The sequence below is a fragment of the Pseudonocardia zijingensis genome, assembly GCF_042657305.1.
Taxonomy (GTDB): domain Bacteria; phylum Actinomycetota; class Actinomycetes; order Mycobacteriales; family Pseudonocardiaceae; genus Pseudonocardia; species Pseudonocardia zijingensis.
Map to the genome: position 1 here is coordinate 1 of NZ_JBHSKO010000006.1, position 25,824 is coordinate 25,824.

Annotated in this window: 24 protein-coding genes and 1 rRNA gene; 17 read left to right on the forward strand and 8 right to left on the reverse strand. The window is 74.7% G+C overall.

Annotation, left to right across the window (positions count from 1 at the left end):
• Window positions 1-101: ribosomal RNA gene (gene rrf / locus ACFPL3_RS14195) — 5S ribosomal RNA — on the forward strand; the annotation flags it as partial.
• A gap of 56 nt (window positions 102-157) precedes the next feature.
• Here rrf and ACFPL3_RS14200 read toward each other — a convergent pair.
• Window positions 158-1,213: a hypothetical protein gene (locus tag ACFPL3_RS14200; RefSeq protein WP_379589096.1), complete on the reverse strand. Its 1,056-nt coding sequence runs from the start codon at window positions 1,211-1,213 to the stop codon at window positions 158-160.
• Between ACFPL3_RS14200 and ACFPL3_RS14205 the strand changes: the two genes are divergently transcribed.
• From ACFPL3_RS14205 to ACFPL3_RS14255, 11 genes are all read left to right on the forward strand, one after another.
• Window positions 1,157-1,972, forward strand: a complete 816-nt coding sequence (locus ACFPL3_RS14205; RefSeq protein ID WP_379589098.1) for a tetratricopeptide repeat protein — start codon at window positions 1,157-1,159, stop codon at window positions 1,970-1,972. The genes ACFPL3_RS14200 and ACFPL3_RS14205 overlap by 57 nt on opposite strands.
• Complete coding sequence (locus ACFPL3_RS14210; protein WP_343942074.1) at window positions 1,969-3,063, forward strand: HAD-IIA family hydrolase; 1,095 nt, start codon at window positions 1,969-1,971, stop codon at window positions 3,061-3,063. Before ACFPL3_RS14205 ends, ACFPL3_RS14210 begins: the two co-directional genes overlap by 4 nt.
• Window positions 3,060-3,242, forward strand: coding sequence for a hypothetical protein (locus ACFPL3_RS14215; protein WP_343942075.1), 183 nt, complete (start codon window positions 3,060-3,062; stop codon window positions 3,240-3,242). The genes ACFPL3_RS14210 and ACFPL3_RS14215 overlap by 4 nt, the downstream gene beginning before the upstream one ends.
• Before the next feature lie 5 nt (window positions 3,243-3,247).
• On the forward strand, window positions 3,248-4,039 hold the full coding sequence (locus tag ACFPL3_RS14220) for a TlyA family RNA methyltransferase (RefSeq protein WP_343942080.1): 792 nt from the start codon (window positions 3,248-3,250) through the stop codon (window positions 4,037-4,039).
• The gene (locus ACFPL3_RS14225; protein WP_343942076.1) at window positions 4,036-4,947 is read left to right on the forward strand and encodes an NAD kinase; all 912 of its coding nucleotides are present in this window, start codon (window positions 4,036-4,038) and stop codon (window positions 4,945-4,947) included. Before ACFPL3_RS14220 ends, ACFPL3_RS14225 begins: the two co-directional genes overlap by 4 nt.
• A gap of 36 nt (window positions 4,948-4,983) precedes the next feature.
• Window positions 4,984-6,804: a DNA repair protein RecN gene (gene recN / locus ACFPL3_RS14230; RefSeq protein ID WP_379589101.1), complete on the forward strand. Its 1,821-nt coding sequence runs from the start codon at window positions 4,984-4,986 to the stop codon at window positions 6,802-6,804.
• Window positions 6,805-7,012: 208 nt separating this feature from the next.
• The gene (steA, locus tag ACFPL3_RS14235; RefSeq protein ID WP_343942078.1) at window positions 7,013-8,209 is read left to right on the forward strand and encodes a putative cytokinetic ring protein SteA; all 1,197 of its coding nucleotides are present in this window, start codon (window positions 7,013-7,015) and stop codon (window positions 8,207-8,209) included.
• Entirely contained in the window at window positions 8,206-9,141 is a 936-nt protein-coding gene (locus ACFPL3_RS14240; protein ID WP_379589103.1) for a copper transporter, read from the forward strand. The genes steA and ACFPL3_RS14240 overlap by 4 nt, the downstream gene beginning before the upstream one ends.
• A 72-nt stretch (window positions 9,142-9,213) precedes the next feature.
• Window positions 9,214-10,941, forward strand: coding sequence for a CTP synthase (locus ACFPL3_RS14245; protein ID WP_343942019.1), 1,728 nt, complete (start codon window positions 9,214-9,216; stop codon window positions 10,939-10,941).
• A 59-nt stretch (window positions 10,942-11,000) separates the two neighbouring features.
• On the forward strand, window positions 11,001-11,576 hold the full coding sequence (locus ACFPL3_RS14250) for an NUDIX hydrolase (RefSeq protein ID WP_343942021.1): 576 nt from the start codon (window positions 11,001-11,003) through the stop codon (window positions 11,574-11,576).
• Window positions 11,577-12,248: 672 nt separating this feature from the next.
• Window positions 12,249-13,073, forward strand: a complete 825-nt coding sequence (locus ACFPL3_RS14255; protein ID WP_343942018.1) for an alpha/beta hydrolase family protein — start codon at window positions 12,249-12,251, stop codon at window positions 13,071-13,073.
• A gap of 21 nt (window positions 13,074-13,094) precedes the next feature.
• Here ACFPL3_RS14255 and ACFPL3_RS14260 read toward each other — a convergent pair whose 3' ends face one another.
• From ACFPL3_RS14260 to ACFPL3_RS14290, 7 genes are all read right to left on the reverse strand, one after another.
• Window positions 13,095-13,229 carry a hypothetical protein gene (locus tag ACFPL3_RS14260; RefSeq protein ID WP_343942017.1) on the reverse strand — a complete coding sequence of 45 codons (135 nt, stop codon included), beginning with the start codon at window positions 13,227-13,229 and terminating at the stop codon, window positions 13,095-13,097.
• A 104-nt stretch (window positions 13,230-13,333) separates the two neighbouring features.
• Window positions 13,334-14,812, reverse strand: a complete 1,479-nt coding sequence (locus ACFPL3_RS14265; RefSeq protein WP_379589106.1) for a PucR family transcriptional regulator — start codon at window positions 14,810-14,812, stop codon at window positions 13,334-13,336.
• Window positions 14,809-15,876, reverse strand: coding sequence for a DUF917 domain-containing protein (locus ACFPL3_RS14270; RefSeq protein WP_379589108.1), 1,068 nt, complete (start codon window positions 15,874-15,876; stop codon window positions 14,809-14,811). The genes ACFPL3_RS14265 and ACFPL3_RS14270 overlap by 4 nt, the downstream gene beginning before the upstream one ends.
• A gap of 48 nt (window positions 15,877-15,924) precedes the next feature.
• The gene (locus ACFPL3_RS14275) at window positions 15,925-17,028 is read right to left on the reverse strand and encodes a DUF917 domain-containing protein (RefSeq protein ID WP_343941867.1); all 1,104 of its coding nucleotides are present in this window, start codon (window positions 17,026-17,028) and stop codon (window positions 15,925-15,927) included.
• Complete coding sequence (locus tag ACFPL3_RS14280) at window positions 17,025-18,119, reverse strand: DUF917 domain-containing protein (RefSeq protein ID WP_343941866.1); 1,095 nt, start codon at window positions 18,117-18,119, stop codon at window positions 17,025-17,027. Before ACFPL3_RS14280 ends, ACFPL3_RS14275 begins: the two co-directional genes overlap by 4 nt.
• Window positions 18,116-19,684, reverse strand: coding sequence for a hydantoinase/oxoprolinase family protein (locus tag ACFPL3_RS14285; protein WP_343941865.1), 1,569 nt, complete (start codon window positions 19,682-19,684; stop codon window positions 18,116-18,118). Before ACFPL3_RS14285 ends, ACFPL3_RS14280 begins: the two co-directional genes overlap by 4 nt.
• Entirely contained in the window at window positions 19,685-21,022 is a 1,338-nt protein-coding gene (locus tag ACFPL3_RS14290; RefSeq protein WP_343941864.1) for a purine-cytosine permease family protein, read from the reverse strand.
• A 149-nt stretch (window positions 21,023-21,171) separates the two neighbouring features.
• Here ACFPL3_RS14290 and ACFPL3_RS14295 point away from each other — a divergent pair, with 149 nt between their 5' ends.
• The 5 genes from ACFPL3_RS14295 to scpB all read left to right on the forward strand — a co-directional run bounded on the left by ACFPL3_RS14295 (window position 21,172) and on the right by scpB (window position 25,793).
• Window positions 21,172-22,167 carry an LLM class F420-dependent oxidoreductase gene (locus ACFPL3_RS14295; protein ID WP_343941887.1) on the forward strand — a complete coding sequence of 332 codons (996 nt, stop codon included), beginning with the start codon at window positions 21,172-21,174 and terminating at the stop codon, window positions 22,165-22,167.
• Between the two features lie 128 nt (window positions 22,168-22,295).
• Window positions 22,296-23,210: a site-specific tyrosine recombinase XerD gene (xerD, locus tag ACFPL3_RS14300; RefSeq protein ID WP_343941863.1), complete on the forward strand. Its 915-nt coding sequence runs from the start codon at window positions 22,296-22,298 to the stop codon at window positions 23,208-23,210.
• A 199-nt stretch (window positions 23,211-23,409) separates the two neighbouring features.
• Complete coding sequence (locus ACFPL3_RS14305; RefSeq protein ID WP_343941862.1) at window positions 23,410-24,339, forward strand: ParA family protein; 930 nt, start codon at window positions 23,410-23,412, stop codon at window positions 24,337-24,339.
• Window positions 24,340-24,343: 4 nt separating this feature from the next.
• The gene (locus ACFPL3_RS14310) at window positions 24,344-25,159 is read left to right on the forward strand and encodes a segregation and condensation protein A (RefSeq protein ID WP_343941861.1); all 816 of its coding nucleotides are present in this window, start codon (window positions 24,344-24,346) and stop codon (window positions 25,157-25,159) included.
• Entirely contained in the window at window positions 25,152-25,793 is a 642-nt protein-coding gene (scpB, locus tag ACFPL3_RS14315; RefSeq protein WP_343941860.1) for an SMC-Scp complex subunit ScpB, read from the forward strand. Before ACFPL3_RS14310 ends, scpB begins: the two co-directional genes overlap by 8 nt.
• Window positions 25,794-25,824 lie beyond the last annotated feature (31 nt).

Below are 25,824 nucleotides of genomic sequence, written 5' to 3' on the forward strand. Positions count from 1 at the left end.
GAGGGGGAACGCCCGGTCCCATCCCGAACCCGGAAGCTAAGCCCTCCAGCGCCGATGGTACTGCACTCGCCAGGGTGTGGGAGAGTAGGTCGCCGCCGACATTCAACGTGTTCAGTGGGCCCCCGCCGTCAGGCGGGGGCCCACTTTTTTGTATCCTCTACAGGTGAGTATCGCGGATGGTTCCGGCGATGACCGCCCGCGAGAAGATCGCGACAGCGGCCGCGGAACCAATGATCGTAAAGACCGTCAGCGCGGTGGAGCGTCGCGTGGCCGGCGGCCCGACGAGCGTGGTCGCGGGAGCGGCACGCCCCGCGTCGGTTCCGGCTGGAACAGTGATCGGGGCAGCGACCGGGGTAGTGACCGGGGCAAGGACCGGGGTGGTGACCGGGACCGCGGCGGCTTCCGCCGGCAGGGCGGCCCGCGCCAGGAAGGCACCGGCCGCTCGTACGGCGGAGGGCGCCCGGATCGCGGCGACCGCGAACGCGACCGGGGCGGTCGTCCGGCCGGTGAGCGGCGGCCGTGGAGTGACCGTCGCGACGAGCGGGGCGGGCGTCCTGCTGACCGGCGACGTGATGACGAGCGCTCCCGCGGCGACCGCCGCGGAGAGGGCGACAAGCGGCCGTGGGGCGACCGGGGCGGGCGTCCCGGCGGCGAGCGGCGCCGGGACGACGACCGGCCCTGGGAGCGGTCGGGCGACCGGCGCCCGGCTGCGGGCGGGGATCGGCGCGGTGGCGGCGACCAGCAGGCGCGGGGCCGCTCCGGTGAGCGGTACCGGGGCGACCAGCGTCGTGACGACCAGCAGGCGCGGGGCCGCTCCGGCGAGGGGTACCGGGGCGACCAGCGTCGTGACGACCAGCAGGCTCGCGGCCGGTCCGGTGAGCGGTTCCGCAGCGAGCAGCGAGGTGACGACAAGCGGCCGCAGGCGCGGTCGAACGAGCGCTACGCGGGCGCCGCGCGCGGTGGCGACCGGCGCCGTGACGACGACCGGCCGCGCGGCCGGTCGGACGACCGCGCCCGGGGCGAGCGGCGGGGGCCCGCCGGCGCTGATCGCGCTCGTCGCGGTGAGCGCCGCCAGGGTGCCGAGGCACCGGCCACGCCGAGGGTGCCCGAGCCGGCCCTGAGCGAGGACATCACCGCGTCCGAGCTCGATCCGGGCGTGCGCCGCGACCTGCGCGGCCTGCAGCGCGACACCGCCGACACCGTGGCCAAGCACCTGGTGGCCGCCGGTCGGCTGGTGGACGAGGAGCCGGAGCGCGCCCTGGAGCACGCCCGGTTCGCGCGGGCCAGGGCGTCGCGGATCGCGGTCGTGCGTGAGGCGGCGGGCATCGTCGCCTACCACGCGGGTGAATGGGCCGAGGCCCTCGGCGAGCTCCGGGCCGCGCGGCGGATGGGCGGCGGGCCGGGGCATCTGGCGGTCATGGCCGACATCGAGCGTGCCCTCGGCCGGCCCGAGCGGGCCCTCGAGCTCAGCCGGGGCCCGGAGGCACGTGAGCTCGACCGGGCGGAGAGCATCGAGCTCGCCATCGTGGCGGCCGGGGCGCGGCGGGACATGGGCGAGCTGGACGCCGCGGTCGTCAGCCTGCAGATCGCCGAGCTCGAGCCGACGCGTCGCGACCCGTGGAGCGCGCGGCTGTTCTACGCGTACGCCGACAACCTGCTGGCCGCCGGCCGCGAGGCGGATGCGCTGCAGTGGTTCGTGCACGCCGCCGACGCCGACGAGGACGGCGAGACCGACGCCGCCCGCCGCATCGCGGAGCTCACCGGCGAGCCCGTGGCCGAGGACGAGTACGACTTCGGCCTGGAGGACGAACCTCCCGCCGTCGACGGCGAGGCCGACACCGACGACGCCGACCTCGACTCGGACGACGTCGACTCGGACAGCGTCGACTCGGACAGCGTCGACGGTCCGTCTGCGGAGGACGACGGGTCCGGCGAGGGCGAGGAGGAGCCCGGCCCGGAGGTGTCCCGGTGAGCGACGACCTGATCGGCCGCCACGACGTCCTGCTCGCCGACCTCGACGGCACGCTCTACCGGGGGCCGTCCGCGGTGCCGGGTGCGGTGGAGGCGGTGCGCGGGGCGGCGGAGCGCGGCGTGCGCACCGTGTACGTCACCAACAACGCCTCCCGCCGTCCGTCGGCGGTGGCCGAGCACCTGGCCGAGCTGGGGTTCGCCGCACACACCGAGGACGTCGTCGCGAGCTCGCAGGCCGCGGCCGCGATGCTCGCCGATCAGCTGCCCGCCGGGGCGCGGGTGCTGGTGGTCGGGGCGGAGGCGCTCGCGGTGGAGGTCACCGGGCGCGGGCTGCGGGTCGTCACGCGGGCGGACGAGGCGGACGCCGTGGTGCAGGGGCACAGCCCCGAAACCGGGTGGGCGCAGCTCGCCGAGGCCACGGTGGCGGTGCGGGCGGGCGCGTTGTGGGTCGCGTGCAACCTCGACCCGACCCTGCCCACCGAACGCGGGCCGCTGCCGGGCAACGGGGCCATGGTCGGCGTCGTGCGGCTCGCCACCGGGCAGGAGCCGCAGGTCGCCGGGAAGCCGGCGCCCGCGCTGCTGCAGGAGGCGGCCCGGCGGTCCGGGGCGCAGCGGCCCCTCATGATCGGTGACCGGCTCGACACCGACATCGAGGGCGGTCGCGCCGCGGGGATGGCCACCCTGCTCGTGCTCACCGGGATCTCCGACGCCGCCGAGCTGCTGGCCGCGCCGCCCGCGCAGCGGCCCGACCACATCGCCGCCGACCTCGCAGGCCTCACCGCCCGCCCGGAGGACCTCGCGCCCGGGCCGCGCCCGGGCTGGCACGTCGAGGTGCCCGGGCCGGGGGAGCTGGTCCTGGCCGGCGACGGGAACGACCCCGTGGACGCGCTGCGGGCCCTGTGCGCCGCCCACTGGGCCGCGGGCGGCGGACCGGTGCGCGTCACCGGCGACGGCCACTCCGCCGGCGCCGCGCTGGGCGGCCTCGGCCTCACCGCGCCCGCCTCGGCTACCGTGGCGACGGGCGCGGAGCACACCGAGCTCGAGCAGGGCCTGCGAGCCGCCGGAGCGAAGCGGAGGCAACCGAACCCATGACCGTCCCCACGCCAGGGCCGCCACCGCGCCCGGCCGACCCGCTCCAGGCGGTCGAGCAGGCCGTGGCCGCCCTCGACGGGCTCTCCGACCGTCCGCTCGCCGAGCACGTCGAGGCGTACGAACGCGTGCACGCGGCGCTCTCCGACGCGCTCGCGGCCGGTTCCTCGGGCGGCGCGTGACCGCGGTGGTCACCCGAGCCCGACTCGACGCCGAGCTCGTCCGCCGCGGGCTCGCGCGTTCCCGGCAGCAGGCGGCCGAGCTGATCGCGCAGGGCCGGGTCGTCGTGCGCGGCGTCCCGGCGGGGAAGCCGGCCACGGTCGTCGACCGCGACACCCCGGTCACCGTGCAGCGCGGCGACGAGCGCGAGTGGGCCTCGCGCGGCGCCCACAAGCTGATCGGAGCGCTCGACGCGTTCGGCGTGGACGTCGCCGGGCTGCGCTGCCTCGACGCGGGCGCCTCCACCGGCGGGTTCACCGACGTGCTGCTCGACCGTGGGGCAGCGGAGGTCGTGGCCGTCGACGTCGGCTACGGGCAGCTCGTGTGGCGGCTGCGCAGCGACGAGCGGGTGCGCGTGCACGACCGCACCAACGTCCGCGCGCTCACCCCGGAGGAGATCGGGGGCCAGGTCGCCCTGACGGTCGCCGACCTGTCGTTCATCTCCCTGCGCACCGTGCTGCCCGCGCTCGTGGCCTGCACCGAGGGGGACGGGGAACTCCTTCCCATGGTCAAGCCGCAGTTCGAGGTGGGACGGCAGCGGCTCGGCGCGGGCGGTGTGGTGCGCAGCGCGGAGCTGCGCCTGGCCGCGCTCACCGAGGTGGCGGCCGCCGCGCGGGAGCTCGGCCTCGTCGTGCGCGGTGCCGTCGCGAGCCCGCTGCCCGGTCCGTCCGGCAACGTGGAGTACTTCCTGCGGCTCGCCCGCGGGGGAGCCGACGTGGGCGACGCCGCGCTGGCCGCCGCCGTGGAGGAGGCACCGTGACCCGCGAGATCCTGGTCGTGCTGCACACCGGCCGGGCCACCAACCTGCGCACGGCCGCCGCCGTCGCACATCGGCTCGCCGCCTCGGGTGTGCGGCTGCGGGTGCTGGGGGAGGAGTGGGCGGAGGTGCAGGACGGCGACCTGCCCGCCGAGCTCACGCCGCGGTTCGTCGAGGGCAGGCCCGGGTGCGCGGAGGGCGCTGAGGTCGTGCTGGTGCTCGGCGGCGACGGCACGCTCCTGCGGGCCGCCGAGATGGCCCGCCCGGTCGGGGTGCCGCTGCTCGGGGTCAACCTGGGCCGCGTCGGCTTCCTCGCCGAGGCCGAGCAGGAGTCCCTCGGCGAGGCCCTCGACGCGATCGTCGAGGGCGGGTACTCGGTCGAGGAGCGGATGACGATCGACGCGGTCGCCCGCACCAACGGCGATGTCATCGCGCGCACGTGGGCGCTCAACGAGGCCACCGTCGAGAAGAGCAGCAGGGAGCGGATCCTCGAGATGGTGCTCGAGGTCGACGGGCGTCCCGTGTCCGCCTTCGGCTGCGACGGGGTCCTCTGCGCCACGCCCACCGGGTCCACCGCCTACGCGTTCTCGGCCGGCGGGCCGTTGGTGTGGCCGCAGGTCGAGGCCCTGCTGCTCGTGCCGAGCAACGCGCACGCGCTCTTCGCGCGGCCCATGGTGATCGCGCCGGACAGCGAGGTGGCGATCGAGGTCGACCCGAGCGGGCCACCCGCCGTGCTGGAGTGCGACGGGCGCCGCACGTTCACGCTCCCGCCGGGGGCGCGGGTCGAGCTGGCCCGCGGGGCCATCCCCGTGCGGATGGTGCGCCTGGACGGCCAGCCGTTCGCCGACCGGCTCGTCCGCAAGTTCGACCTCCCCGTGCGGGGCTGGCGCGGGGCGCACCGGAGGCAGTGACCCGGGCTGTCCGCCCGGCGCCGTACCCTCACGACCATGCTGGCCGAGATGCGGATCCAAGGCCTCGGCGTGATCGACGACGCGACGCTCGAGCTGGACCCGGGGCTCACGGTGCTCACCGGCGAGACCGGTGCGGGCAAGACCATGGTGGTCACCGGGCTCTCCCTGCTCGGCGGCGGCCGTGCCGAGGCGTCCCGCGTGGCGGGCGGCGCCGGCCGCGCCGTCGTCGAGGGGCGGTTCAGCGCACACGCCGCGGCGCTCGCCGTGGCCGACGAGGTGGGCGCCGACGCCGACGAGGACGGCACGCTCATCGCCGTGCGCACCGTGTCGGCCGACGGGCGGTCGCGGGCGCACCTCGGGGGCCGCTCCGTCCCGGTCGGGGTGCTGTCCCGGCTCGCCGAGGCCACCCTCGCCGTCCACGGGCAGAACGACCAGCTGCGGCTGCTGCGCCCCGCCGAGCAGCGCGCCCTGCTCGACCGGTTCGCCGGCGACGCCGTGGCCACGCCGCTGGAGCGCTACCGGGCGGTGCGGGCCGAGTGGCAGCGGATCGCCTCCGAGCTGGTGGAACGCCGCGACGGCGCCCGCCGCCTCGCGCAGGAGGCCGACATGCTGCGCCACGGCCTCACCGAGATCGGCGCCGTCGACCCGCAGCCCGGCGAGGACGTCGAGCTGGTCGAGCTCGCCCGCCGCCTGGCCGCCGCCGACGACCTGCGCGAGGCCGCCGCGGCCGCGCACACCGCGCTCGTCGGAGCCGACGAGCTCGACCCCGACGCGCCGGCCGCGCTCGCCCTGATCGGCGACGCCCGCCACCGGCTCGCCTCGTCGGGCGATCCCGAGCTGGCCGGGCTGGACGCGCGCCTCGGCGAGGCGCTCGCGCTGCTCGGTGACGTCGGCACCGAGCTCACGGCCTACCTCGACCGGCTCGACGCCGACCCGGAGCGGCTCGCCCAGGTGCTCGCCCGCCAGGCCGAGCTGAAGGCGCTCACCCGCAAGTACGCCGCTGACATCGACGGCGTCATCGCCTGGGCCGACGCGGCGCGCGAACGTCTCGCCGGTCTCGACACCTCCGACGAGGCCCTCTCCGCCCTGGCCGCCCGCCGCGACGAGCTCGCCGCGGAACTGGCCGGACACGCGGCCGCGGTCACGGCCGCCCGCACCGAGGCCGCCACGCGCCTCGCCCAGGGCGCCACCGCCGAGCTCGCGGGCCTCGCCATGCGCGACGCGCGCCTGCAGGTGTCCGTCACCCCGCGCGAGGCCGGCCCCGACGCCCCCGACGCGCTGCAGGTCGGGCGCCGGGTGCTCGCGGCGGGCACCGACGGCGTCGACGAGGTCGAGCTGCGCCTCATCGCCCACCAGGGCGCCGCCCCGCAGCCGCTGCACAAGGGCGCCTCCGGCGGCGAGCTCTCGCGCGTGATGCTCGCCCTCGAGGTGGCGCTCGCCGGCGCCGATCCGGTGCCCACGATGGTGTTCGACGAGGTCGACGCCGGGGTCGGCGGGCGTGCCGCCGTCGAGATCGGCCGCAGGCTCGCCCGCCTCGCCGCGCGCCACCAGGTGATCGTCGTGACCCACCTGCCCCAGGTGGCCGCCTACGCCGACCGCCACCTGGTGGTCGACAAGTCCGCCACCGGGCAGAACGGCGCCACCCGCAGCAGCGTGCGCACGCTGCCCGAGTCGGACCGAATCGTCGAGCTCGCCCGCATGCTCGCCGGCCTCGACCACACCGACACCGGCCGCGCCCACGCCGAGGAGCTCCTCGCCGCCGCCCGTGCCCACCGGGAGGCCGACCGCGCCGAGGAGAACGGCGCCGGCTCCCGCCGGCGGAAGGGCCGCCGACGGGCGGCCGCCCCGGCCGGCTGAGGCCCCGGGCTGCTCGCACATCGGTTGTGGTGCTGGCACATCGGTTGCAGTCGGTGTGCCGGCACCAGAGGTGGTGTGTGAGGCCGCGACGTGCGCGCACTGCGTCCGGCGCATCGGTTGCAGTCGGTGCCGCGGGGCAGGGTGAACCGACGGTGACCCTGCGGCGTGCCTTCCCGGCATCTCGCCCCGCTGGTGTCACAGTGCGTGCATGAAGCTGTCCGGCCTGTTGCACCGCTCGCGTACGGCGCTGCCCGGGCTGGCTGGCGTTGCCCGGGTCGACCGGCGCACCGACGGCCTGCTCCGCCGCGTCAAGGCGGGCGAGATCGCCGTCATCGATCAAGTCGACCTGGACCGTGCCACCGCTGAGGCGCTCGTCTCGGCGCAGGTGGCCGCCGTCGTGAACGCGGCGCCCTCGATCTCGGGGCGGTACCCGAACCTCGGGCCCGAGGTGCTCGTGGCCGCCGGAGTCCTGCTCGTGGACGACGTCGGCGACGAGGCCCTCCGGGTGATCAAGGACGGGAGCCGGATCCGGATCCACGAGGGCGTGATCTACGCCGGTGAGCTGGAGCTCGCCAAGGGCGTCGAGCAGGACGCCGACTCGGTGGCCGACGCGATGGTGGAGGCGAAGTCCGGCCTCACCCACCAGCTGGAGGCGTTCGCGGCCAACACCATCGAGTTCATGCGCCGGGAACGCTCGATGTTGCTCGACGGGGCGGGGGTGCCCGAGGTCGAGGTCCGGCTGGCCGACCGCCAGGTGCTCGTCGTCGGCACCGGCTACGACCACGACGCCGAGCTCAAGCGGCTGGCGAACTTCATCCGCGAGTACCGGCCGGTGCTGGTCGGCGTGGGCGCGGGCGCCGACGCGCTGATGAAGGCCGGGCACACGCCGCAGCTCATCGTCGGCGACCCGAACGAGATCTCCAGTGAGGCCCTCACCTGCGGCGCCGACGTCGTGGTCCCGGCGTTCGCCGACGGGCACGCGCCCGGCCTGCACCGGGTGCAGGACCTCGGCGTGGGTGCGGTGACGTTCCCGAGCTCGGCCAACCCGGAGGACCTCGCGCTGCTCATCGCCGCGCACGGGGGCGCGTCTCTCGTGGTGACGGTGGGGCTCTCGGCGAGCATGGTGGAGTTCCTCGACCGGGGGCGCTCGGGCAGCATCGCCTCGACGTTCCTCACGCGCCTGCAGCTGGGTGGCCTGCTCGTGGACGGGCGCGTGATCGCCTCGCTCTACCGCAGCCGCATCTCGGTGGGGGCGATCCTGCTGATGGCGGCGTCCGCGCTGGTCGCGGTGCTCGCCGCGCTGCTCGTGTCGGACGCGGGCGAGGCCGTGCTGGCGTGGATCTCGCAGCTGTGGGTGGGGCTCGTGCAGCAAGTCAGGGATGTGACCGGGGGACTTTTCGGGTGATCTCGTTCCGCTACCACGTGGTGTCGATCGCCGCGGTGTTCCTGGCGCTCGCCGTCGGTGTCGTGCTGGGGTCGGCCGGGGTGTCGGACCGGCTGCTGTCGGCGGTCTCCCACGAGGCCGAGGACCTCGCGGGCCAGGTGCAGACGTTGCGCGCCGAACGCGACGCCCTCGCCGCGGGGCAGCGCGCGTCCGACGAGTTCGCGCACCGCGTTGGGCCCGCGGCGGTGCGCGGCCTGCTCCCGGGCAGCACCGTCACGCTCGTGACCTCGGGTGCCGACCCGGCCGACCGCGACGCCGTGCGGGCGCTCCTGCAGCAGGCCGGGGCCACCGTCGGGGGCGAGGTGGCGCTCACGCCTGCCGTCGGCGACCCGGCTCGCGCCGACCAGCTGCGCGCGCTCACCGCCGAGCTCCTGCCCGCGGGCGCCCAGCTGCCGGCGGCGGCCGACACCGGGAGCCTCGTCGGCGGCCTGCTCGGCGGCATCGTGCTGGCCCCGGCGGGGCAGCAGGCCGGGCAGCCCATCGCCGCGCAGCAGGCCGACGCCGTGCTCGCCGGGCTCGCCGCGGCCGGGTTCGTCGAGCCCGGGCAACGGCCGCAGCCCGGCAACGTCGTGCTCGTGCTCACCGGCGGCGCCCTCGAGGGCGTCGACGCCGGGGACGCCGCGGCGGTCGTGGCGCGGCTGGCCGCCCAGCTGGACCTCGTCGGCGGCGGCGCGGTGCTGGCGGGCCGCACTGGGTCGGCGGAGGCCACCGGCGCGGTCGGCGTCGCGCGCGCCGACCCGGACGTCGTCGAGCGGCTCTCCACCGTGGACGACGTGCAGAGCGGCGCCGGGCAGGTGTCGGCGGTGCTGGCGGTGCGCGAGCAGATCGACGGCCGCGCCGGGAGCTACGGCACCGCACCCACGGCCAGCGGCGGAGCGGCGCCGGCCGCCTGATCGGGTGCCCCGGCGCGCCGACACGTGGGGGAGTTGGCCGACGACCGGGGTTCGTATGTACCCTGAAGACCCGTGCAGCCTCGCGCGACGCGTCATCTGTTCGTCACCGGCGGGGTTGCGTCCTCGCTGGGCAAGGGTCTGACGGCTTCGAGCCTCGGCCAGCTCCTCACCTCCCGCGGTTTGCGGGTCATCATGCAGAAGCTGGATCCGTACCTGAACGTGGATCCGGGCACGATGAACCCGTTCCAGCACGGTGAGGTCTTCGTCACCGAGGACGGGGCGGAGACCGACCTCGACATCGGCCACTACGAGCGGTTCCTCGATCGGAACCTGCACGGCCGGGCCAACGTCACCACGGGTCAGGTGTACTCGTCGGTGATCGCGAAGGAGCGCCGGGGCGAGTACCTCGGCGACACCGTCCAGGTCATCCCGCACATCACCAACGAGATCAAGGACCGCATCCACGCGATGGCGGAGCCCGACGAGGACGGTGTCGTCCCCGACGTCGTCATCACCGAGGTGGGCGGCACGGTCGGCGACATCGAATCACTGCCGTTCCTGGAGGCGGTCCGCCAGGTCCGCCACGACGTGGGCCGGGACAACTGCTTCTTCCTGCACGTCTCGCTCGTGCCCTATCTCGCGCCGTCCGGGGAGCTCAAGACCAAACCGACGCAGCACTCCGTCGCCGCGCTGCGCAACATCGGCATCCAGCCCGACGCGCTCGTGCTGCGCGCCGACCGGGAGATCCCGGACGGCATGAAGCGCAAGATCAGCCTCATGTGCGACGTCGACACCGACGGCGTCGTCGCCGCCCCGGACGCCCCGTCGATCTACGACATCCCGCGGGTGCTGCACCGCGAGGGCCTCGACGCGTACGTCGTGCGCCGGCTCGGGCTGCCGTTCCGCGACGTCGACTGGGCCGTGTGGGGCGACCTGCTCGACCGCGTGCACCACCCGGACGAGACGGTGCGCATCGCGCTCGTCGGCAAGTACGTCGACCTGCCCGACGCGTACCTGTCCGTCACCGAGGCGCTGCGGGCGGGCGGCTTCGCCCACCGGGCGCGCGTGGAGATCGCGTGGGTGCAGTCGGACGAGTGCCGCACCCCGGCAGGCGCCGCCGCGAGCCTGGAGGGGATGGACGGCGTGCTGGTCCCCGGCGGGTTCGGCGTGCGCGGGATCGAGGGCAAGCTCGGCGCGATCCGGCACGCCCGCACCCGGGGGATCCCGACGCTGGGCCTGTGCCTGGGCCTGCAGTGCATGGTGATCGAGGCGGCGCGCTCCCTCGGCGGCCTCGGTGACGCCAACTCCTCCGAGTTCGACGAGCGCACCCCGCACCCGGTGATCTCCACGATGGCCGACCAGCGCGACGTGGTGGCGGGCGAGCGCGACATGGGCGGCACGATGCGCCTGGGCGCCTATCCGGCCGTGCTGAAGAAGGGGTCGGCGGTGGCGGCCGCCTACGGCGCGCACGAGGTGTCGGAGCGCCACCGGCACCGCTACGAGGTCAACAACGCCTACCGGGACCGCCTGGAGGAGGTCGGGCTCGTGTTCGGCGGCACCTCGCCCGATGGCAAGCTCGTCGAGTTCATCGAGCTGCCCACCGACGTGCACCCGTTCTTCGTGGGCACGCAGGCCCACCCCGAGCTGAAGAGCAGGCCCACCCGCCCGCACCCGCTGTTCGCGGCGTTCGTGAAGGCGGCGCTGGCCTACCGGGCGGCCGACCGGCTGCCGGTGGAGCTGCCCGCCCGCGAGCCCGCCGCCGCCACCGCGAAGGCCGCCGTCAACGGGGCGGCGTCGTGACCGGTTCGCGCCACGAGTTCACGGTGCAGGCCAGCAAGGACATCTACACCGGCCGCGTGATGGCGCTGCGCGCGGACGACGTTCTCATGCCGTCGGGCCGCGTGGCCGTGCGGGAGATCGTGGAGCACCCCGGCGCCGTCGCGATCGCCGCCCTCGACGCCGACGACCGGCTCATGATGATCCACCAGTACCGGCACGCCGTCGGCCGCCGGCTGTGGGAGCTGCCCGCCGGCCTCCTCGACGTGCGTGGCGAGGACCCGCTCAACACGGCGCAGCGGGAGCTGGCGGAGGAGACCGGCCTCGCGGCGTCGGAGTGGTCGGTGCTGGTCGACGTCACCCCCTCGCCCGGCTTCACGGACGAGGCGGTGCGCGTCTACCTCGCCCGCGGCCTCACCGAGGTGGGGCGCCCCGAGCAGGTCGACGACGAGGAGGCCGACCTCGCCACCCGCTGGGTCTCGCTGCCGGTGGCCGTGCGCATGGCGCTGTCGGGCACCATCGTGAACGCCACGACGGTGGCCGGCGTCCTGGCCGCCCACGCGCTGGCCGTCGCGCCGACGGCCGCCCGCCCGGCCGACGCGCCGTGGCCGGACCGGCCCACGCGGTTCGCCGAGCGGATCGCCGGTCAGGAGCGCTGATCCGACTGGCCGCGCCACCCGGAGCTTGATCATTGGAGTGGCCCGTTTCCCGACGTCAGGTGTCGGGTTTCGCTCCCGGCCGGTGATCATGGGGCCTGCGTCCGCTGGGTTCCGCGGAACGCGGCTCGGGTGGGATGGCGCGATCCTCGACCGCGACTCGCATCGGGCTGTCGGTGCTGCACCAGGCCGGCCTCACCGCCGGCCGCGGGGTGTGACCGCCGGTCCTCAGGTGGGAGGGCCGCGCTTCGCGCGCTGCGGTGGCCTGCCGGGCCGGGTGGGAGATCAACCGATCCGGTGGGCGCTTTGCGAGATGCTCGTCGCGGCCTTCCGGGCTTGGGGGCGAGCACGTCCCGTGGGATGCGGGGGACTATCCGGTGGTCCAGAGGCCGGGGGCGTTGTCCACACGCTCGACGTTGCATCCACTGCTGTTCGATCTTGGCCGGCGGACCGTCAGGTCGATCTCGTCCGTGTGGATGACCGTGTGGCGCGCCATGTCGGGGTTTGATCGGCGGATTGGCGCGTTCCCGTCGCCAGGTGTCGGGTTTCGCTCCCGGCCGGTGATCATGGGTTCGGTGCCGCGGGTTCCGCGGAACCCGGCGGCGGTCGGCCCGCCGTTGCGCTCTGGGCGGAATCCGGGCGCGCGCCCCGTCGGCCCGGCTAGCGTCTCGAGCCGTGAACCACACGGAGACGATCACGGGCACCGCTGCCGGGGTGCCGTTCACGGCGCTCCCGCCGACCGGGAGCGCTCCGGAGCCCGCGCCGCTGATCGTCACCTGGCACATGCTCGATGCGCCCCGCACCGACGCGGCGTTCGCGGCCGCGTTGCCGATGGCGGGCGTGCCCGCCTGGCGGGTGCACCTGGGGATGCCGATGTGCGGGGCGCGGATGGTCGACGGCGCCGTCGATGCCGCCCTCGCGCTCGCCAGCGAGGACGCGCTGCTGGCCTTCCTCGCCCCGATCGCGCGTCAGGCGGCCGAGGAGTTCCCCGCCGCGCTCGCCGCGCTGCGCGCCCGGCTGCCGGTGGACGACGGGCCGGTCGCGCTCCTCGGCGCCTCGCTCGGCGGGATGGTGGCGCTGCAGGTGCTGACCGCGTCTCCGGGCGCCGTACGGGCGGTGGCGCTGGTGAACCCCGCGGTGCGGATCCGGTCGGTCGTCCCGCTCCTCCAAGGCATCGCCGGGCACCCGTACCGGTGGACCGCGGAGGCCGAGCGGGTGGCCGACGAGCTCGACCTCGTCGCCCGCGCCGGGGCGATCGCGGAGCCCCCGCCGGTGCTGCTGGTCAGCGGTGAATGCGACCACCCGGCTTTGCGTGCGGACGCGGCCGACCTGGTGGCGGCACTGCGTGCGCGCTCGGCGCGACCGGACGACGTCGAACTGGTGTCCGTGCCGGGCCTGGCGCACCCGCTCGCCGACGAACCCGGCCTGCAGCCGGCTCCCCAGCTGCCCACCGCGAAGGCGGTCGACGAGATCCTCACGCGGTGGTTCATCCGGTGTTGACGCGCCCGAACGCGTGCTCGATCAGGCGTCGGTGCCCGTCTGCAGGCGCGTGGTGCGGCGGTGCCGGCGGCATGCGTCCAGCTGGTCGCTGACCATCCCGAATCCCAGGGCGGAGAGGGGCCAGTTGCTCAGGTCCTCGGTCGAGAGCCACACCATCGAGGGGAAGGGCAGGCAGCCGAAGCCGAGGACGAAGACGTTCCTGCGGCGCCCGTCGCCCCTGTCGCCGATCCGCGCCTGCAGTGGATCTCAGGTGGGGACCGTCAGCTGTGGAACAGCACGCTCCGGCAGGCCAGGTGCAGCGCCAGCCGCTCGTCGGGGTCGGTGAGCTCCACGCCGAGCAGCTCCTGGGCTCGGGCCATGCGGGCGGCGACGGTGTTGCGGTGCACCCCGAGAACAGCGGCCGTCTCCGTGAGCGAGGACTCGGCGTCGAGGTATGCGGTGAGGGTGGCGAGCAGATCGCCGGGCTGGTCGCGCAGCGGTTCGAGCATCGAGCGGGCGGCCGGGAGGAAGGTGTCGGTGCGGGTCCAGGCGAGCAGGAGGCGGCCCAGGCCCAGGCGGTCGACGTGCACGAAGTACCCGCTCGCGGAGCGGGTGGCGGCCAGCCGGGCGGCGTCGCCCGCCTCGCCGAGCGTGCGGGCGAGCCCGGTGGCCTCGCGGTAGAGCCGCCCCACGCCCATCGCGCTGGGCACGGTGGAGCGCAGCAGCCACTGCGCGCGGCGGGCCGCGGAGGCGTGGCGGTTCAGCTCGGTGGTCGACGGCTCCTCGGGGAACGTCGTCCAGGCGCCCCACCCGCGGCCCTGCTCCACGACCAGCGCGTGCAGCTGGGCGGTTTCGAACGCCCGCAGCACCTCGGGGCGCGTGGCGACGGGGTCGACCGAGTCGGGGACATCGATGCGGATGCCCACGTGCCAGCCGTCGAGCTGCCAGCCGGCGTCCAGGGCGCGGCGGCGGGTGCCGGGGTCCGGTTCGGCGCCCGCCTGCACGAGTTCGGCCAGCAGCGACGTGCGCAGCCGAGCGTCGCGCTCGACGGCCAGGCGCTTCTCGGCGAGGCGCTGCCCGATCGCGCCGGCGGCGACGCCCAGTGCGGCACGGACGGCGGCGAGTTCGGCGGGGATCCCGGGTGGCACGGCGGCCGCCAGCACGGTGGGCCGGCGCCCGGCGCCCACCGGGCGGGTGAGCAGGGCGTCGGGGTCAGCCGGGCCGGGGGTGGGGCCGGCGAGCCGGTCACCGGCGCCGTCGAGCAGCCAGACCGGGCGGCGCCACGCCGTGGCGAGCTCGGCCACCAGCTCGTCGACGCCGCCGCCGGTGGCCGCGCACACCGCCGCCGTGGTGGCCACCAACCCGGCCACGACCTGCTCGGACTCGCGCAGCAGGCGGGTGGCGATCATCGCGGCCGCGAGCGGGTCGGGGGTGCCGAGCACGGTGAGCCGCACGCGTTCGGCCAGCAGCCTGCTCGCCAGCCGCAGCGGCTCGTCGCCGGGCAGCAGCACCGCGGTGGCCCGGGCCGCGGCGGCCCGGCGCAGCAGGGCGTCGAGGTGCCAGTCCTCGCGGTCGCCGGTCAACGCCACGGCGAGCAGGGCGCCGTCGGCGGCCGTGACGTCGGCGCGCAGGTCGGCCACGGTGAGCACGTCGCGGACGGACCCGGTGGCCGGCTCGTCGCCGGGGGCGGCCAGCACGCTCACCGCGGACCAGTCCGGGTGGCGCAGCAGCGCGGCGAGGGCGAGCGGTGCGTCGGTCACGGGGTGCTCCCCGCCGGGAGGAGCACGGCGTCGCAGCCGAGACCGAACGCGTGCGGGTCCACGTGGCGCAGCCGCTCCGGGGTGGCGCGCCACCACGGCGGGCCGGGCAGCGTCACCGCGAGGACGTCGTCGCCGGGGCGCAGCGCGTCCACCGCGATCGGGGCCGCCGTGCGCCGGTCGAGCAGGCACAGCAGGTCCGGGCAGCTGGCGACCGGTTCGCCGTCGAGGATCGCGAGCAGGTACTCGTTCTCGGCCTCGACGCGCAGCACGCCGCCGCGGTCGTCGACGAGCGTGACACCGGCCCGCCCGAACGACGCCGAGGGGTGGCGGGCGATCTCCACGATGCGGCCCGCGGCGAGCACCCGGCCGCCGAGGGCGTCGGCCACCTCGGCCGGGCCGGGGCGCACCAGCTGCGCGTGGGCACGGCCCAGCCGCAGCGCCCGCGCGAGGGTGCCCAGGCAGGCGTCGGTGGCGAGCGTCCGGGCCGGCACCGGCGAGAGCGCCCCGCCCGCCCAGCCGCCGCCCTGCGCCACCACCGTGCGCGCCACCCGCTCCAGCGCCACCGGGTCGGCGCCGTCGACCAGCACCACCTGGTCGCCCGCCTCGGCCAGCGCGTACGGGGTGAGCGGGTGCCCGGCCACGGCGCGCGTGAGCTGGTCGAGGCGGGGGAGCGCCCGGCCCATCAGGTCCGCGTCCACCAGGGGGAGCCCGAGCTCGCCGGCGGCGGCCACGGCGAGCGCCCCGTTGAGGCCGGCCGCCTCGTAGGGCATCAGGGCGGCGGGCGTGATGCCGGTCCAGCGGGCCAGCGCCCGCACCGCCCGCGTGATCTCCTGCCCGCTCGGCAGCTTCTCCGCGAAGACCCGGGTGGCGCCGAGCATCCCGACCGCGACGACCGGGGCGTCGCCGAGGTCGGCGGGGTCGTGCAGCTCCACCCCGCCCGCCTCGAGTGCGCGGCGCAGCCCGTGCCGGAACGCCACCGGGTCGCCGCCCCCGCCCGAGCCGAGCAGCTGGAGCCCGACGACGAGCGGGTCGACGTCGGCTGCTCCGAGTCGCACACCCGTCATCGGCGAATGATCCCAGACACCCACCCGACGAGAGCTACCGATCCGCCCTCAGCCGACGGGGACCTCGTCCTCCACCGGCCGGAACTCCTCGGTGAGCCCGAAGCAGGCCGGCCCGAAGACGGCGAGCGCCTCGGGCGTGCGCATGATGTCCGGCGTCGAGATCCCGACGACGACCACGCGCTGGCCGTACCGCAAGCTCTCGGTGGTGATCGGTTCGCCCGACTCCGCCTCCAGCACGCAGATCAGGTCCGGCACGATGCAGCGCACCACCCCGTCGACCTCGGCCACGAGCGTCTCGTTCTGGAAGGCGGTGCGCAGGGTCGAGGAGCCGTCGAAGGAGACGAAGCGGGCGCTGCCGCGGGCGAACCCGTCGACGGTGCGGCGCTCCACGTCGGCAACCTTGCCCGCGAACAGCACGCGCAGGTGCCGGTACAGGGTGGGGGCGAGCACCTCGGTGAGCGCGGAGATCGGGTCGCGCAGCTGCTCGCGTGCCTCGCGCAGGGCCCGCCCGACCGTGACGCCCAGGGAGAGGGTGCGGGGGATGGCCGTGCGCTTGACGTCCGCGCCGGACATCGCGTAGTCCGCGATGAGCGCGGCGCCGCCCATCCGGATGGTGGCGCCTCGCGCGAGCCACTCCATCCGCTTGTTGTCCGCGCCGGTGTCGATGGTGACGGTCTCGCCGTGGTCGCCGGACACGACCATGGGCGAGCCGGGCACCCCGTAGACCCCGAACGTCTCCATCTGCAGCTCCGGGAACGCGCGGCCCATCCCGTCGGCGTCGACGACGGGCAGCCCGGCGGTGGCCGCCACCACCAGTGGGATCATCGAGTTGATGCCGCCGCACTCGATCGGCATCGTGGCGTCGGCCCGCCGCCCCAGGTGGGCCTCGAGCGTGCGCAGCGCCCGCACGGCCTCGTCGCCGCGGGGGATCTTCTCCACCATCACGGTGGGCGCGCCCATCATGGCGGTGGGGATCACGAACGCGTCGTCGGCGACCTCGTCGGGGTCGAGCACGGTCACCGGCCCGTGCTCGCGCATCGCGGCCTCGACCATGAGCCTGCCGATGTGCGGGTCGCCCCCGCCACCGGTGCCCAGCAGCGCGGCGCCGCGGGCGAGGTCGGGGAGGTCCTCCGGCGTCAAGAGCCAGGTCATGCGCTCTCCCGGGCGTCGAAGCGGACGGGGTCGGTGTCGTAGCCGAAGTAGCGGGGGCCGACGAGCGCGATGCCACCGGGGGAGTGCCAGCGCTCGTCGGTGGGCGCGGCCAGCACGGTGACGCGGTGGCCGAAGCGCAGCGCCTCGGTGGTGACGGGCTCGCCGGTGTCGGTGTCGAGCACGACGATCAGGTCCGGTGTGGTCACCTGCACCACGCCGTCGCACACGGCCATCAGGTGCTCGTTCTGGAACTCCAGCGTCAGCTCGCCCGCCGGGCCGGAGACGATCGCGGTGCCGCGGGCGAAACCGGTCACCGTGCGGCGCGAGACGTCGGTGACCTTGCCGGTGTGCAGCACCCGCCCGCCGAGCTCCTCGGCCACGGCGGCGACGGGGTCGCCGTGCTCGGCCCGCACCCGGGCGAGGCGGTGGCCGATCCGCGCGCAGAGGCCCAGCGTGCCGGGCACGAGAGCGTCGCGGGCCTGGGCGCCGGTCATCACGTAGTTGGAGATGATCGCCGCGCAGCCCATCGTGATGGTCAGCGACCGGGCGAGGGCCTCCGCCGCGTGGTTGTCCACGGTGGTGAGCACGCCGACGTTGCCCTTCTCGTCGGCGATCGACATCGGGCTGCACGCGATGCCCGCGAGGGTGGGCAGCACCATCTGCAGCTCGGGGAACGCGCGGCCCATCCCGTCGCCGTCGACGACCGGCAGCCCCAGCTGCGCGGCCGCCACCAGCGGGAACGTGGAGTTGACCCCGCCCGCCTCGATGCAGGCGATGTGCGTGGGGGTGACGTCGAGGTACTCCGCGAGCGCGGCGACGGCGGCCCCGATCCGCTCGGTGGAGGGCGTCTTCTCCACCATCACGGTGGGCGCGCCCATCATCGCGACCGGCATGACCGTGGCGTCGTCGGGCAGGTCCGCGGGCGCGACGAGCGGGACGGGGCCGTGCTCGCGCAGCGCCTGCGTGGCGAGCAGCCGGCCGATGTAGGGGTCGCCGCCGCCGCCGGTGCCGAGCACCGCGGCGCCGCGGGCGAGCGCCTCCACGTCGTCCGGGCCGATCGTCGTCAGGGTCTGCTCCACCGTGCTGGTCACGCCTGGGCCGCCGGCTGCTCGATCCGCAGGTCGCCGACCGCCTTGCAGCGGATCCGGGTGGCGTTGCCGGGCAGGTACGGGATCGGCACCTCGTCGAAGTCGACGATCTCGACGGTGGCCGGGTCGGCGCCCGCCACCACCGCGCGGTCGACGGCCTCCTGGCGTGCCTCGTCGACGGCGGAGTCGCGCTGCCCGGGGGCGATCGCGAACACGCGGTCGACCTCCCCTCCGACCTGGGCGATCGCCGCGCCGATGGCGTTGGCCACGGCGAAGTGCTCCGGCCGGTGCACGGTGCCGAGGCCGGGGAACGAGTCCGGCAGCAGCACCGACCCGCCGCCGACCGCTACCACCGGCAGGGGATCGGCGGAGATCCGCATCCGGTCCACGACGTCGGCGACGTCGGCGGCGATCCGGTCCAGCGCGGCCGCGACCGCAGCCGGGTCGAGGCCGGCAACCAGGGAGCCGTCGCCGATCTCCACCCGGCCCGCGGCGACCGCGACGTCGGTGGCTGTCAGGACGTCGCCGCCGAACACGAGCGCCTGCTCGGTCAGCCGGTAGCCGACGGAGTCCGGGCCGACGGTCGTGTCGGTGCCGGATCCGCGGACCCGGCTGCCACCGCCCAGCCCGACCGAGAGCACGTCGGGCATGCGGAAGTTCGTGCGGATGCCGGCCACACTCACCTCCACCGTGGCCTCGCGCGGGAAGCCGCCGGTGAGCACACCGACGTCGGTGGTGGTGCCGCCGACGTCGACGACCGCGCAGGTGCCGAGCCCGGAAAGCACGGCGGCGCCGCGCATCGAGTTGGTGGGCCCGGACGCGAACGTCGCCACCGGGTAGCGGCGGGCGAACTCGACGTCCATCAGCGTGCCGTCGTTCTGGCTGAGGTAGAGGGGCGCGCTGATGCCGTGGCCCGCGATCGAGGCGGCGAGCCCGTCGACGATGCCCGCTGCCAGCTCGCGCAGCGCGGCGTTGATGATCGTGGCGTTCTCGCGTTCGAGGAGGCCGACGCGGCCGATCTCGTGCGAGAGCGACACCGGGACGTCCGGGCCGAGCACGTCCGCGAGCACCTCGGCGGCGCGCACCTCGAACTCGGTGTTGACCGGCGAGAACACCGACGAGATCGCCACCGACCGCACGCCGTTCGCGGCCATGTCGTCGGCGTGGCGGCGCAGCTCGTCCTCGTCGAGCGGGGAGATCGGGCGGCCGTCGAACTCGTGGCCGCCGTGCGCGAGGTAGGCGCGCCCGGCGATCGCGTCCACCAGGCGGCCCGGCCAGTCGACCATCGGCGGCAGCGACGCCGTGGCCGGCAGCCCGAGGCGCAGCGCCGCCGTCGGGGCGAGGTCACGGGCCTGCACCAGCGCGTTGATGAAGTGCGTGGTGCCGATCATCACCGCCCGCACGTCGGTGGGCGGGAACGGGTGCTGGGCCTGCAGTCCGTCCAGCGCCGTGACGATCCCGGACGTGACGTCGGGGGTGGTCGCCGCCTTGACCGCGGCGAGCACCCGGTCGCCGTCCATGAGCACCGCATCGGTGTTGGTGCCTCCGACGTCGATCCCGATCCGCATTCAGACGCTCTCCTTCTGGTCCTCGGGGTCGAAGCTGTCGACCGTGCGGCTGACCCCGACGCCGCGGACGAGGCCGAGCTTGCCTGCCACGACGTAGAGCACGAACGCGGCGACGAGCGAGTTGATGCTGGGCAGCCCCCAGCTGACGAAGTGCCCGATCAGCGCGGCGCCGACCCAGATCACGAGCGTGGCGGGCACCCACGTCGGCGCCGTCTCGGGCACGGTGCCCGCCGCGCGGGAGCGCTCCAGCTCCGGGCGCCACGTCTTCACCACGAAGTACTCGGCCACCATGATCCCGGCGATCGGCGGGAACGCGACGCCGAGCACGGTGAGGAAGCCGATGAAGCTGTCCAGGATCCCGCCCGCCGCGAGGACGCTGCCGACGACGCCGAGGACCAGCGTCACCACCGCCCGGTTGACGTGCTTGCCGAACACCGTGCCGACGAAGTTCACGACGCCGAGCCCGGAGCTGTACAGGTTCCAGTCGTTGATCTTGAGCGTGCCGAGGATGATCACGAGCGTGCCGACCCAGCCCACCGAGGACGTCACGATCGTGATGATGTCGTCGGAGCGGATGGCGTGGGCCAGCAGCACACCCGACATGCCGATCAGGTACTCGCCGAGCGTGAACCCGATGACCGTCTGCTTCACCACGTCGGCGGCGCTGCGGTTGAACCGCGTCATGTCCGGCGTGATCACCGCGCCGACGATGAAGCCGCCCGCCACGAGCGTGGTGCCCTCCAGCAGCGAGAGGCTCGGCCCGGCCGGCGCGGAGGCGACGAGCGCGCCGAAGTCGTGGGCGAGCAGCTCGCTGCCGATCGACCAGGCGACCAGCACGAGGAACGCGGGCACCGTCAGGTAGGCCACCCACTTCATGGAGGCGAAGCCCCACAGCACGATGAACGTGACCGCGAGCCCGAACAGCAGCGACCACACCCACACCGGCAGCACGCCGATCAGGCTGACCAGCCCCTCGGCCGAGACGCCGGACTGGATGCCGAACCAGCCGATCAACGAGATCCCGATCGCGACGCCGACCACGGCGCTGCCGCCCTGGCCGAAGCCGGTCCAGCGGGTGAGCATCGAGGTCTGCAGGCCCTCGCGGCTGCCGATGATCCCGACCCCGATCGAGACGATCTCGAGGATCACCGCGCCGAGCGTGAACGCGAGGAACGCCTCCCAGAAGCCCATCCCGAACCCGAGCGTGGACCCCAGCAGGAACTGGCTGAGCGCGGAGACCTGGCCGAACCGCTGCACCGCCACGGTCCACCAGGAGTACCGCGCCTCCGCGGGCACACGGGTGAGTGCGTAGTCGTCGACTCCCACGTGACCTGCCATGGCACCCTCCTCGACCGTTTCGGGAACCGTAGGGCCTGGTCAGAGCATCGTCACGAGGCGTTCTGCTGCGTTCGACCGGTGTGGCTGTGCGATGCGCACAGTGGCGCACTCGTCATACAAGTGGACTACGCTGGTGGTCCGTGACCGGAATGCGCTTCGGAATCTTCGTTCCCCAAGGCTGGCGCCTCGACCTCGTCGGTATCGACGCCAAGGACCAGTGGCCCACCATGAAGTCCCTCGCTCAGCGGGCCGACGCCGGCCCGTGGGAGTCGATCTGGGTCTACGACCACTTCCACACCGTCCCCGTCCCCACCGACGAGGCCACGCACGAGGCCTGGACCCTCATGACCGCGTTCGGCGCGGTCACCGAGCGCGTGCGGCTCGGCCAGATGTGCACCTGCATGAGCTACCGCAACCCCGCCTACCTGGCCAAGGTCGCCGCCACCGCCGACCACGTCTCCGGCGGGCGGATCGAGATGGGCATCGGCGCAGGCTGGTACGAGCACGAGTGGCGCGCGTACGGCTACGGCTTCCCGGCGGCCCGGGAGCGCCTGCGGATGCTCGACGAGGGCGTGCAGATCATGCGGCAGGCCTGGACCGAGGGCACCGCCACCCTCGAGGGCAAGCACTACCAGGTCGACGGCGCGATCGTGCGCCCGCTGCCGCTGCAGGAGGGCGGCATCCCGCTGTGGATCGCCGGCGGCGGGGAGAAGGTCACCCTGAAGATCGCCGCGAAGTACGCGCAGTACACCAACTTCATGGGGAGCCCCGAGGTCTTCACGCAGAAGTCGGAGATCCTCAGGGGGCACTGCGACACCGTCGGCACCGACTACGACGCGATCACCCGCACCGCCAACTTCAACGTCCTCATCGGCGAGACCGAGGCGGACGTGCAGAAGCGGATCGACGCCGCCAAGGCCCGCCTCGAGCCGTACGTCGGCGCGGAGAAGGCGGAGACCACCATCGCCAACTGGACGCTGAACGGCGAGAGCCCCACCGTCGGCACCCCCGCCCAGATCGTGGAGAAGCTCGGGAAGTACCGCGACCTGGGGATGAGCTACGCGATCGTCAACTTCCACGAGGCGGCGTACGACCAGTCGGGTATCGAGCTCTTCGAGCGCGAGGTGATCCCGGCGCTGCGCTGAGGCCCGGTCCCCCCGAGGTTCAGGAAAGCCACATTCAGGGCCGGAGAGGCCCTGAATGTGGCTTTCCTGCACTCGCGGAGCGGGTGTCGCACCCACCCCCGCAGTCGCCGCGGGGAGAGGATGGGCCCGTGGGCACCCGGCCGTCCGACGTCGTCGAGGCCTTCCTGCACCACCTCGCCGTGGAGCGGGGGAGCGCGGCCAACACCCTCGCCGCCTACCGCGCCGACCTCGCCCGCTACGTCGACCACCTGGCCGCCAGGGGCGTCGACGACCTGGCCGCGGTGCAGGAAGCAGACGTCGCCGCGTTCGTCCCCGCGTTGCGCAGCCCGCCGCTGAACCTCGCGGCGTCGTCGGCGGCGCGGGCGCTCGCCGCGGTGCGGGGGCTGCACCGGTTCGCGGTGCGTGAGGACCTCGTGCCGGTGGACGTCGCCCGGGACGTCACGCCGCCTGCGCTGCCGGCGAAGCTGCCGCGGGCACTGTCGGTGGACCAGGTCGAGCAGCTGCTGGCCGGCTGCATCGGCGACGGCCCCGGCGCGCTGCGGGACCGCGCGCTGCTGGAGCTCCTCTACTCCACGGGCGCCCGGATCTCCGAGGCCGTCGGGATCGACCTGGACGAGCTCGACACCGCCGCCCGCACGGTGCTGCTGCGCGGCAAGGGTGGCAAGCAGCGGGTGGTGCCCGTCGGGCGGCCCGCGCTGGCGGCGGTGGACGCATACCTGGTGCGGGCCCGTCCGGCGCTCGCCGCCCGTGGTCGCGGGGGAGCGGCGCTGCTTCTCAACGCGCGGGGGGCACGCCTGTCGCGGCAGAGCGCGTGGCACGTGCTGCGCGGGGCGGCGGAGGTGTCCGGGCTCACCGCCGAGGTGTCGCCGCACACGCTGCGGCACTGCTTCGCCACGCACCTGCTCGCGGGCGGCGCGGACGTGCGGGTGGTGCAGGAGCTGCTCGGCCACGCCTCGGTCACCACGACCCAGGTCTACACCCACGTCACGGTCGACACGCTGCGGGAGGTCTACGCCACCACGCATCCGCGCGCGCTGCGCTGAGAGCACGGCCCGACACGCCCACGGACAGTGGGCGCCCACCGGCGTTGCGTCATCAGCCGGTAACGTTGCGGACAGGTCGGCCACATCCGGCCGATAGGTCGGCCGACACGCGGCGGGGCGCGTTGCCGGTCGTCCACCCGGACTCCTACGCTGCGCGAATCGGCCCCTCCCGGGTCGCCCGCCAGAGACCGGAGACCGCATGGACACGCCGCGGCCCTTCACCCCCCGCCCGGAGCCGCTCGACACGGACACGAACGGCGAGGAAGCGTATGGCGACTACGAGGGTGGCGAGCTGGACGCCGCCACCGACCCCGCGGGGAGGCACCGCCTGATGGTGCCGGAACCGGCCCCGCTGACCGAGCACGGTCCGGCGCGGGTCATCGCCGTCGCGAACCAGAAGGGCGGCGTCGGCAAGACGACGTCGACCATCAACCTCGGCGCGGCGCTCGCCGAGTACGACCGCAGGGTGTTGCTGGTCGACTTCGACCCGCAGGGTGCGCTGTCGGTCGGCCTCGGGGTGCAGGCGCACGAGCTGGAGACCACGATCTACAACCTGCTCATGGAGCGGGGAGCGGAGATCGACGAGGTCATCCGGCCCACCGGTGTGGAGGGCATGGACCTGCTGCCCAGCAACATCGACCTGTCGGCCGCCGAGGTGCAGCTCGTCACCGAGGTGGGGCGCGAGCAGGCGCTGGGGCGGGCCATCAAGCCGGTGCTCGACCGCTACGACGTCATCCTGATCGACTGCCAGCCCTCGCTCGGCCTGCTCACGATCAACGCGCTGGCCTGCGCCGACTCGATCCTCATCCCGCTGGCGTGCGAGTTCTTCTCGCTGCGCGGGGTTGCGCTGCTGATGGACACCATCGACAAGGTGCAGCAGCGCCTCAACCCGGATCTGAAGATCCTCGGCATCCTCGCCACGATGTTCGACCCGCGCACCCTGCACACGAAGGAGGTGCGCCAGCGCGTCGTGGAGGCGTTCGGCGACCTCGTGTTCGAGTCCGTGATCAACCGCACGGTGCGCTTCCCCGAGACCACAGTGGCCGGGGAGCCGATCACCACCTGGGCGCCGACGTCGAACGGGGCGAACGCGTACCGGCTGCTCGCCCGCGAGGTCCTGGCGCGGTGAGCCCGTGACAGTTGTCGATGACGACGCGCCGGTGGTGGCACCGGCGCGCCCGCGCTTCCAGGTGCGGCTGCACAACTTCGAGGGTCCGTTCGACCTGCTCCTGCAGCTCATCGGCAAGCACGAGCTCGACATCACCGAGATGGCGCTGCACACCGTCACCGACGACTTCATCGCCCACCTCGCGGCGCTGGGCGACGACGCCGACCTGGACGAGACCACCGAGTTCCTCGTGGTGGCCGCCACCCTGCTGGACCTCAAGGCGGCCCGGCTGCTGCCAGACGCCGAGGTGGAGGACGCCGAGGACCTGGCGCTGCTCGAGGCGCGCGACCTGCTGTTCGCCCGCCTGCTGCAGTACCGCGCGTACAAGCAGGTGGCAGGCCTCTTCGTCGAGCTGGAGGCCGGGGCGCAGCGCCGGTTCCCGCGGTCGGTCGCCCTCGAGGAGCGGTTCTCCGCGCTCCTGCCGGAGGTGCTGCTCGGCGTCGACCCCGAGGCGTTCGCCGAGCTCGCGGCCTCGGTGTTCCGGCCCAAGCCGCCGCCCACGGTGGGGCTCGACCACCTGCACGGGGTGCCGGTGTCGGTGGCCGAGCACGCCGCGATCCTGCGGGAACGGCTGGCCGAGCTGGGTTCGGCCACGTTCGCCGAGCTCACCACCGACTGCGCCAACCCGCTCGAGGTGGTGGCCCGGTTCCTTGCGGTGCTCGACCTGTTCCGCAGCGCGGTGATCGACCTGCAGCAGCCGGAGCCGTTCGGCGAGTTGACAGTACGCTGGACACCGTCCGCTCACGATCGCACAGAGCACGCCACACCCACTGATGACTGACACCCCCTCCGACCTGGCCGCCGCCGTGCTCGGCCTCGTGCCCGACGCGCCCGGCACCGACGAGGCCGAGAACGACCCGGCGCCCGACGAGCTGGCCGACGACGCCGAGCTCGAGGCCGCGCTGGAGGCGCTGCTGCTGGTGGTCGACGCCCCCACCGACGAGGAGACGCTCGCCCAGGCGCTCGACCAGCCGGTCGCGCGCGTCCGCACTGCCGTGCACCGGCTCTCCGAGGCCTACACGGCGCAGCGCCGCGGCATCGACCTGCGCCGCACCGGTGGCGGGTGGCGCTTCTACACCCGCGACGCCTACGCCCACCACGTCGAGCGCCTCCTGCTCGACGGGCAGCGGGCCCGGCTCACGCGTGCGGCCCTCGAAACCCTCGCCGTGGTGGCCTACCGGCAGCCGGTCACGCGGGCCCGCGTCTCGGCCGTCCGCGGCGTCAACTGCGACGGCGTGCTGCGCACCCTGCTCACCCGCGGTCTCGTGCAGGAGGCGGGCGTCGACCCGGCCACGCAGGGCACGTTGTTCCGCACCACCGAGCTGTTCCTCGAACGGCTGGGGCTCACGTCCCTCGAGGACCTGCCCCCGCTGGCTCCCCTCCTGCCCGACGTCGACGCGATCGACGACTTCTGACGACACGACATGAGAACACCCCTGATGAATG

Bases quoted from the DNA above. Each gene is read 5' to 3' on its own strand.
- ACFPL3_RS14285 (WP_343941865.1), bottom strand. From the start codon at position 19,684: ATGCGGATCGGGATCGACGTCGGAGGCACCAACACCGATGCGGTGCTC.
- ACFPL3_RS14270 (WP_379589108.1), bottom strand. From the start codon at position 15,876: ATGACGGGTGTGCGACTCGGAGCAGCCGACGTCGACCCGCTCGTCGTC.
- ACFPL3_RS14250 (WP_343942021.1), top strand. From the start codon at position 11,001: ATGGCGCTGCGCGCGGACGACGTTCTCATGCCGTCGGGCCGCGTGGCC.
- ACFPL3_RS14295 (WP_343941887.1), top strand. From the start codon at position 21,172: ATGCGCTTCGGAATCTTCGTTCCCCAAGGCTGGCGCCTCGACCTCGTC.
- ACFPL3_RS14290 (WP_343941864.1), bottom strand. From the start codon at position 21,022: ATGGCAGGTCACGTGGGAGTCGACGACTACGCACTCACCCGTGTGCCC.
- ACFPL3_RS14305 (WP_343941862.1), top strand. From the start codon at position 23,410: ATGGACACGCCGCGGCCCTTCACCCCCCGCCCGGAGCCGCTCGACACG.
- steA (WP_343942078.1), top strand. From the start codon at position 7,013: ATGAAGCTGTCCGGCCTGTTGCACCGCTCGCGTACGGCGCTGCCCGGG.
- ACFPL3_RS14275 (WP_343941867.1), bottom strand. From the start codon at position 17,028: ATGACCTGGCTCTTGACGCCGGAGGACCTCCCCGACCTCGCCCGCGGC.
- ACFPL3_RS14215 (WP_343942075.1), top strand. From the start codon at position 3,060: ATGACCGTCCCCACGCCAGGGCCGCCACCGCGCCCGGCCGACCCGCTC.
- scpB (WP_343941860.1), top strand. From the start codon at position 25,152: ATGACTGACACCCCCTCCGACCTGGCCGCCGCCGTGCTCGGCCTCGTG.
- recN (WP_379589101.1), top strand. From the start codon at position 4,984: ATGCTGGCCGAGATGCGGATCCAAGGCCTCGGCGTGATCGACGACGCG.
- ACFPL3_RS14260 (WP_343942017.1), bottom strand. From the start codon at position 13,229: ATGGTGTGGCTCTCGACCGAGGACCTGAGCAACTGGCCCCTCTCCGCC.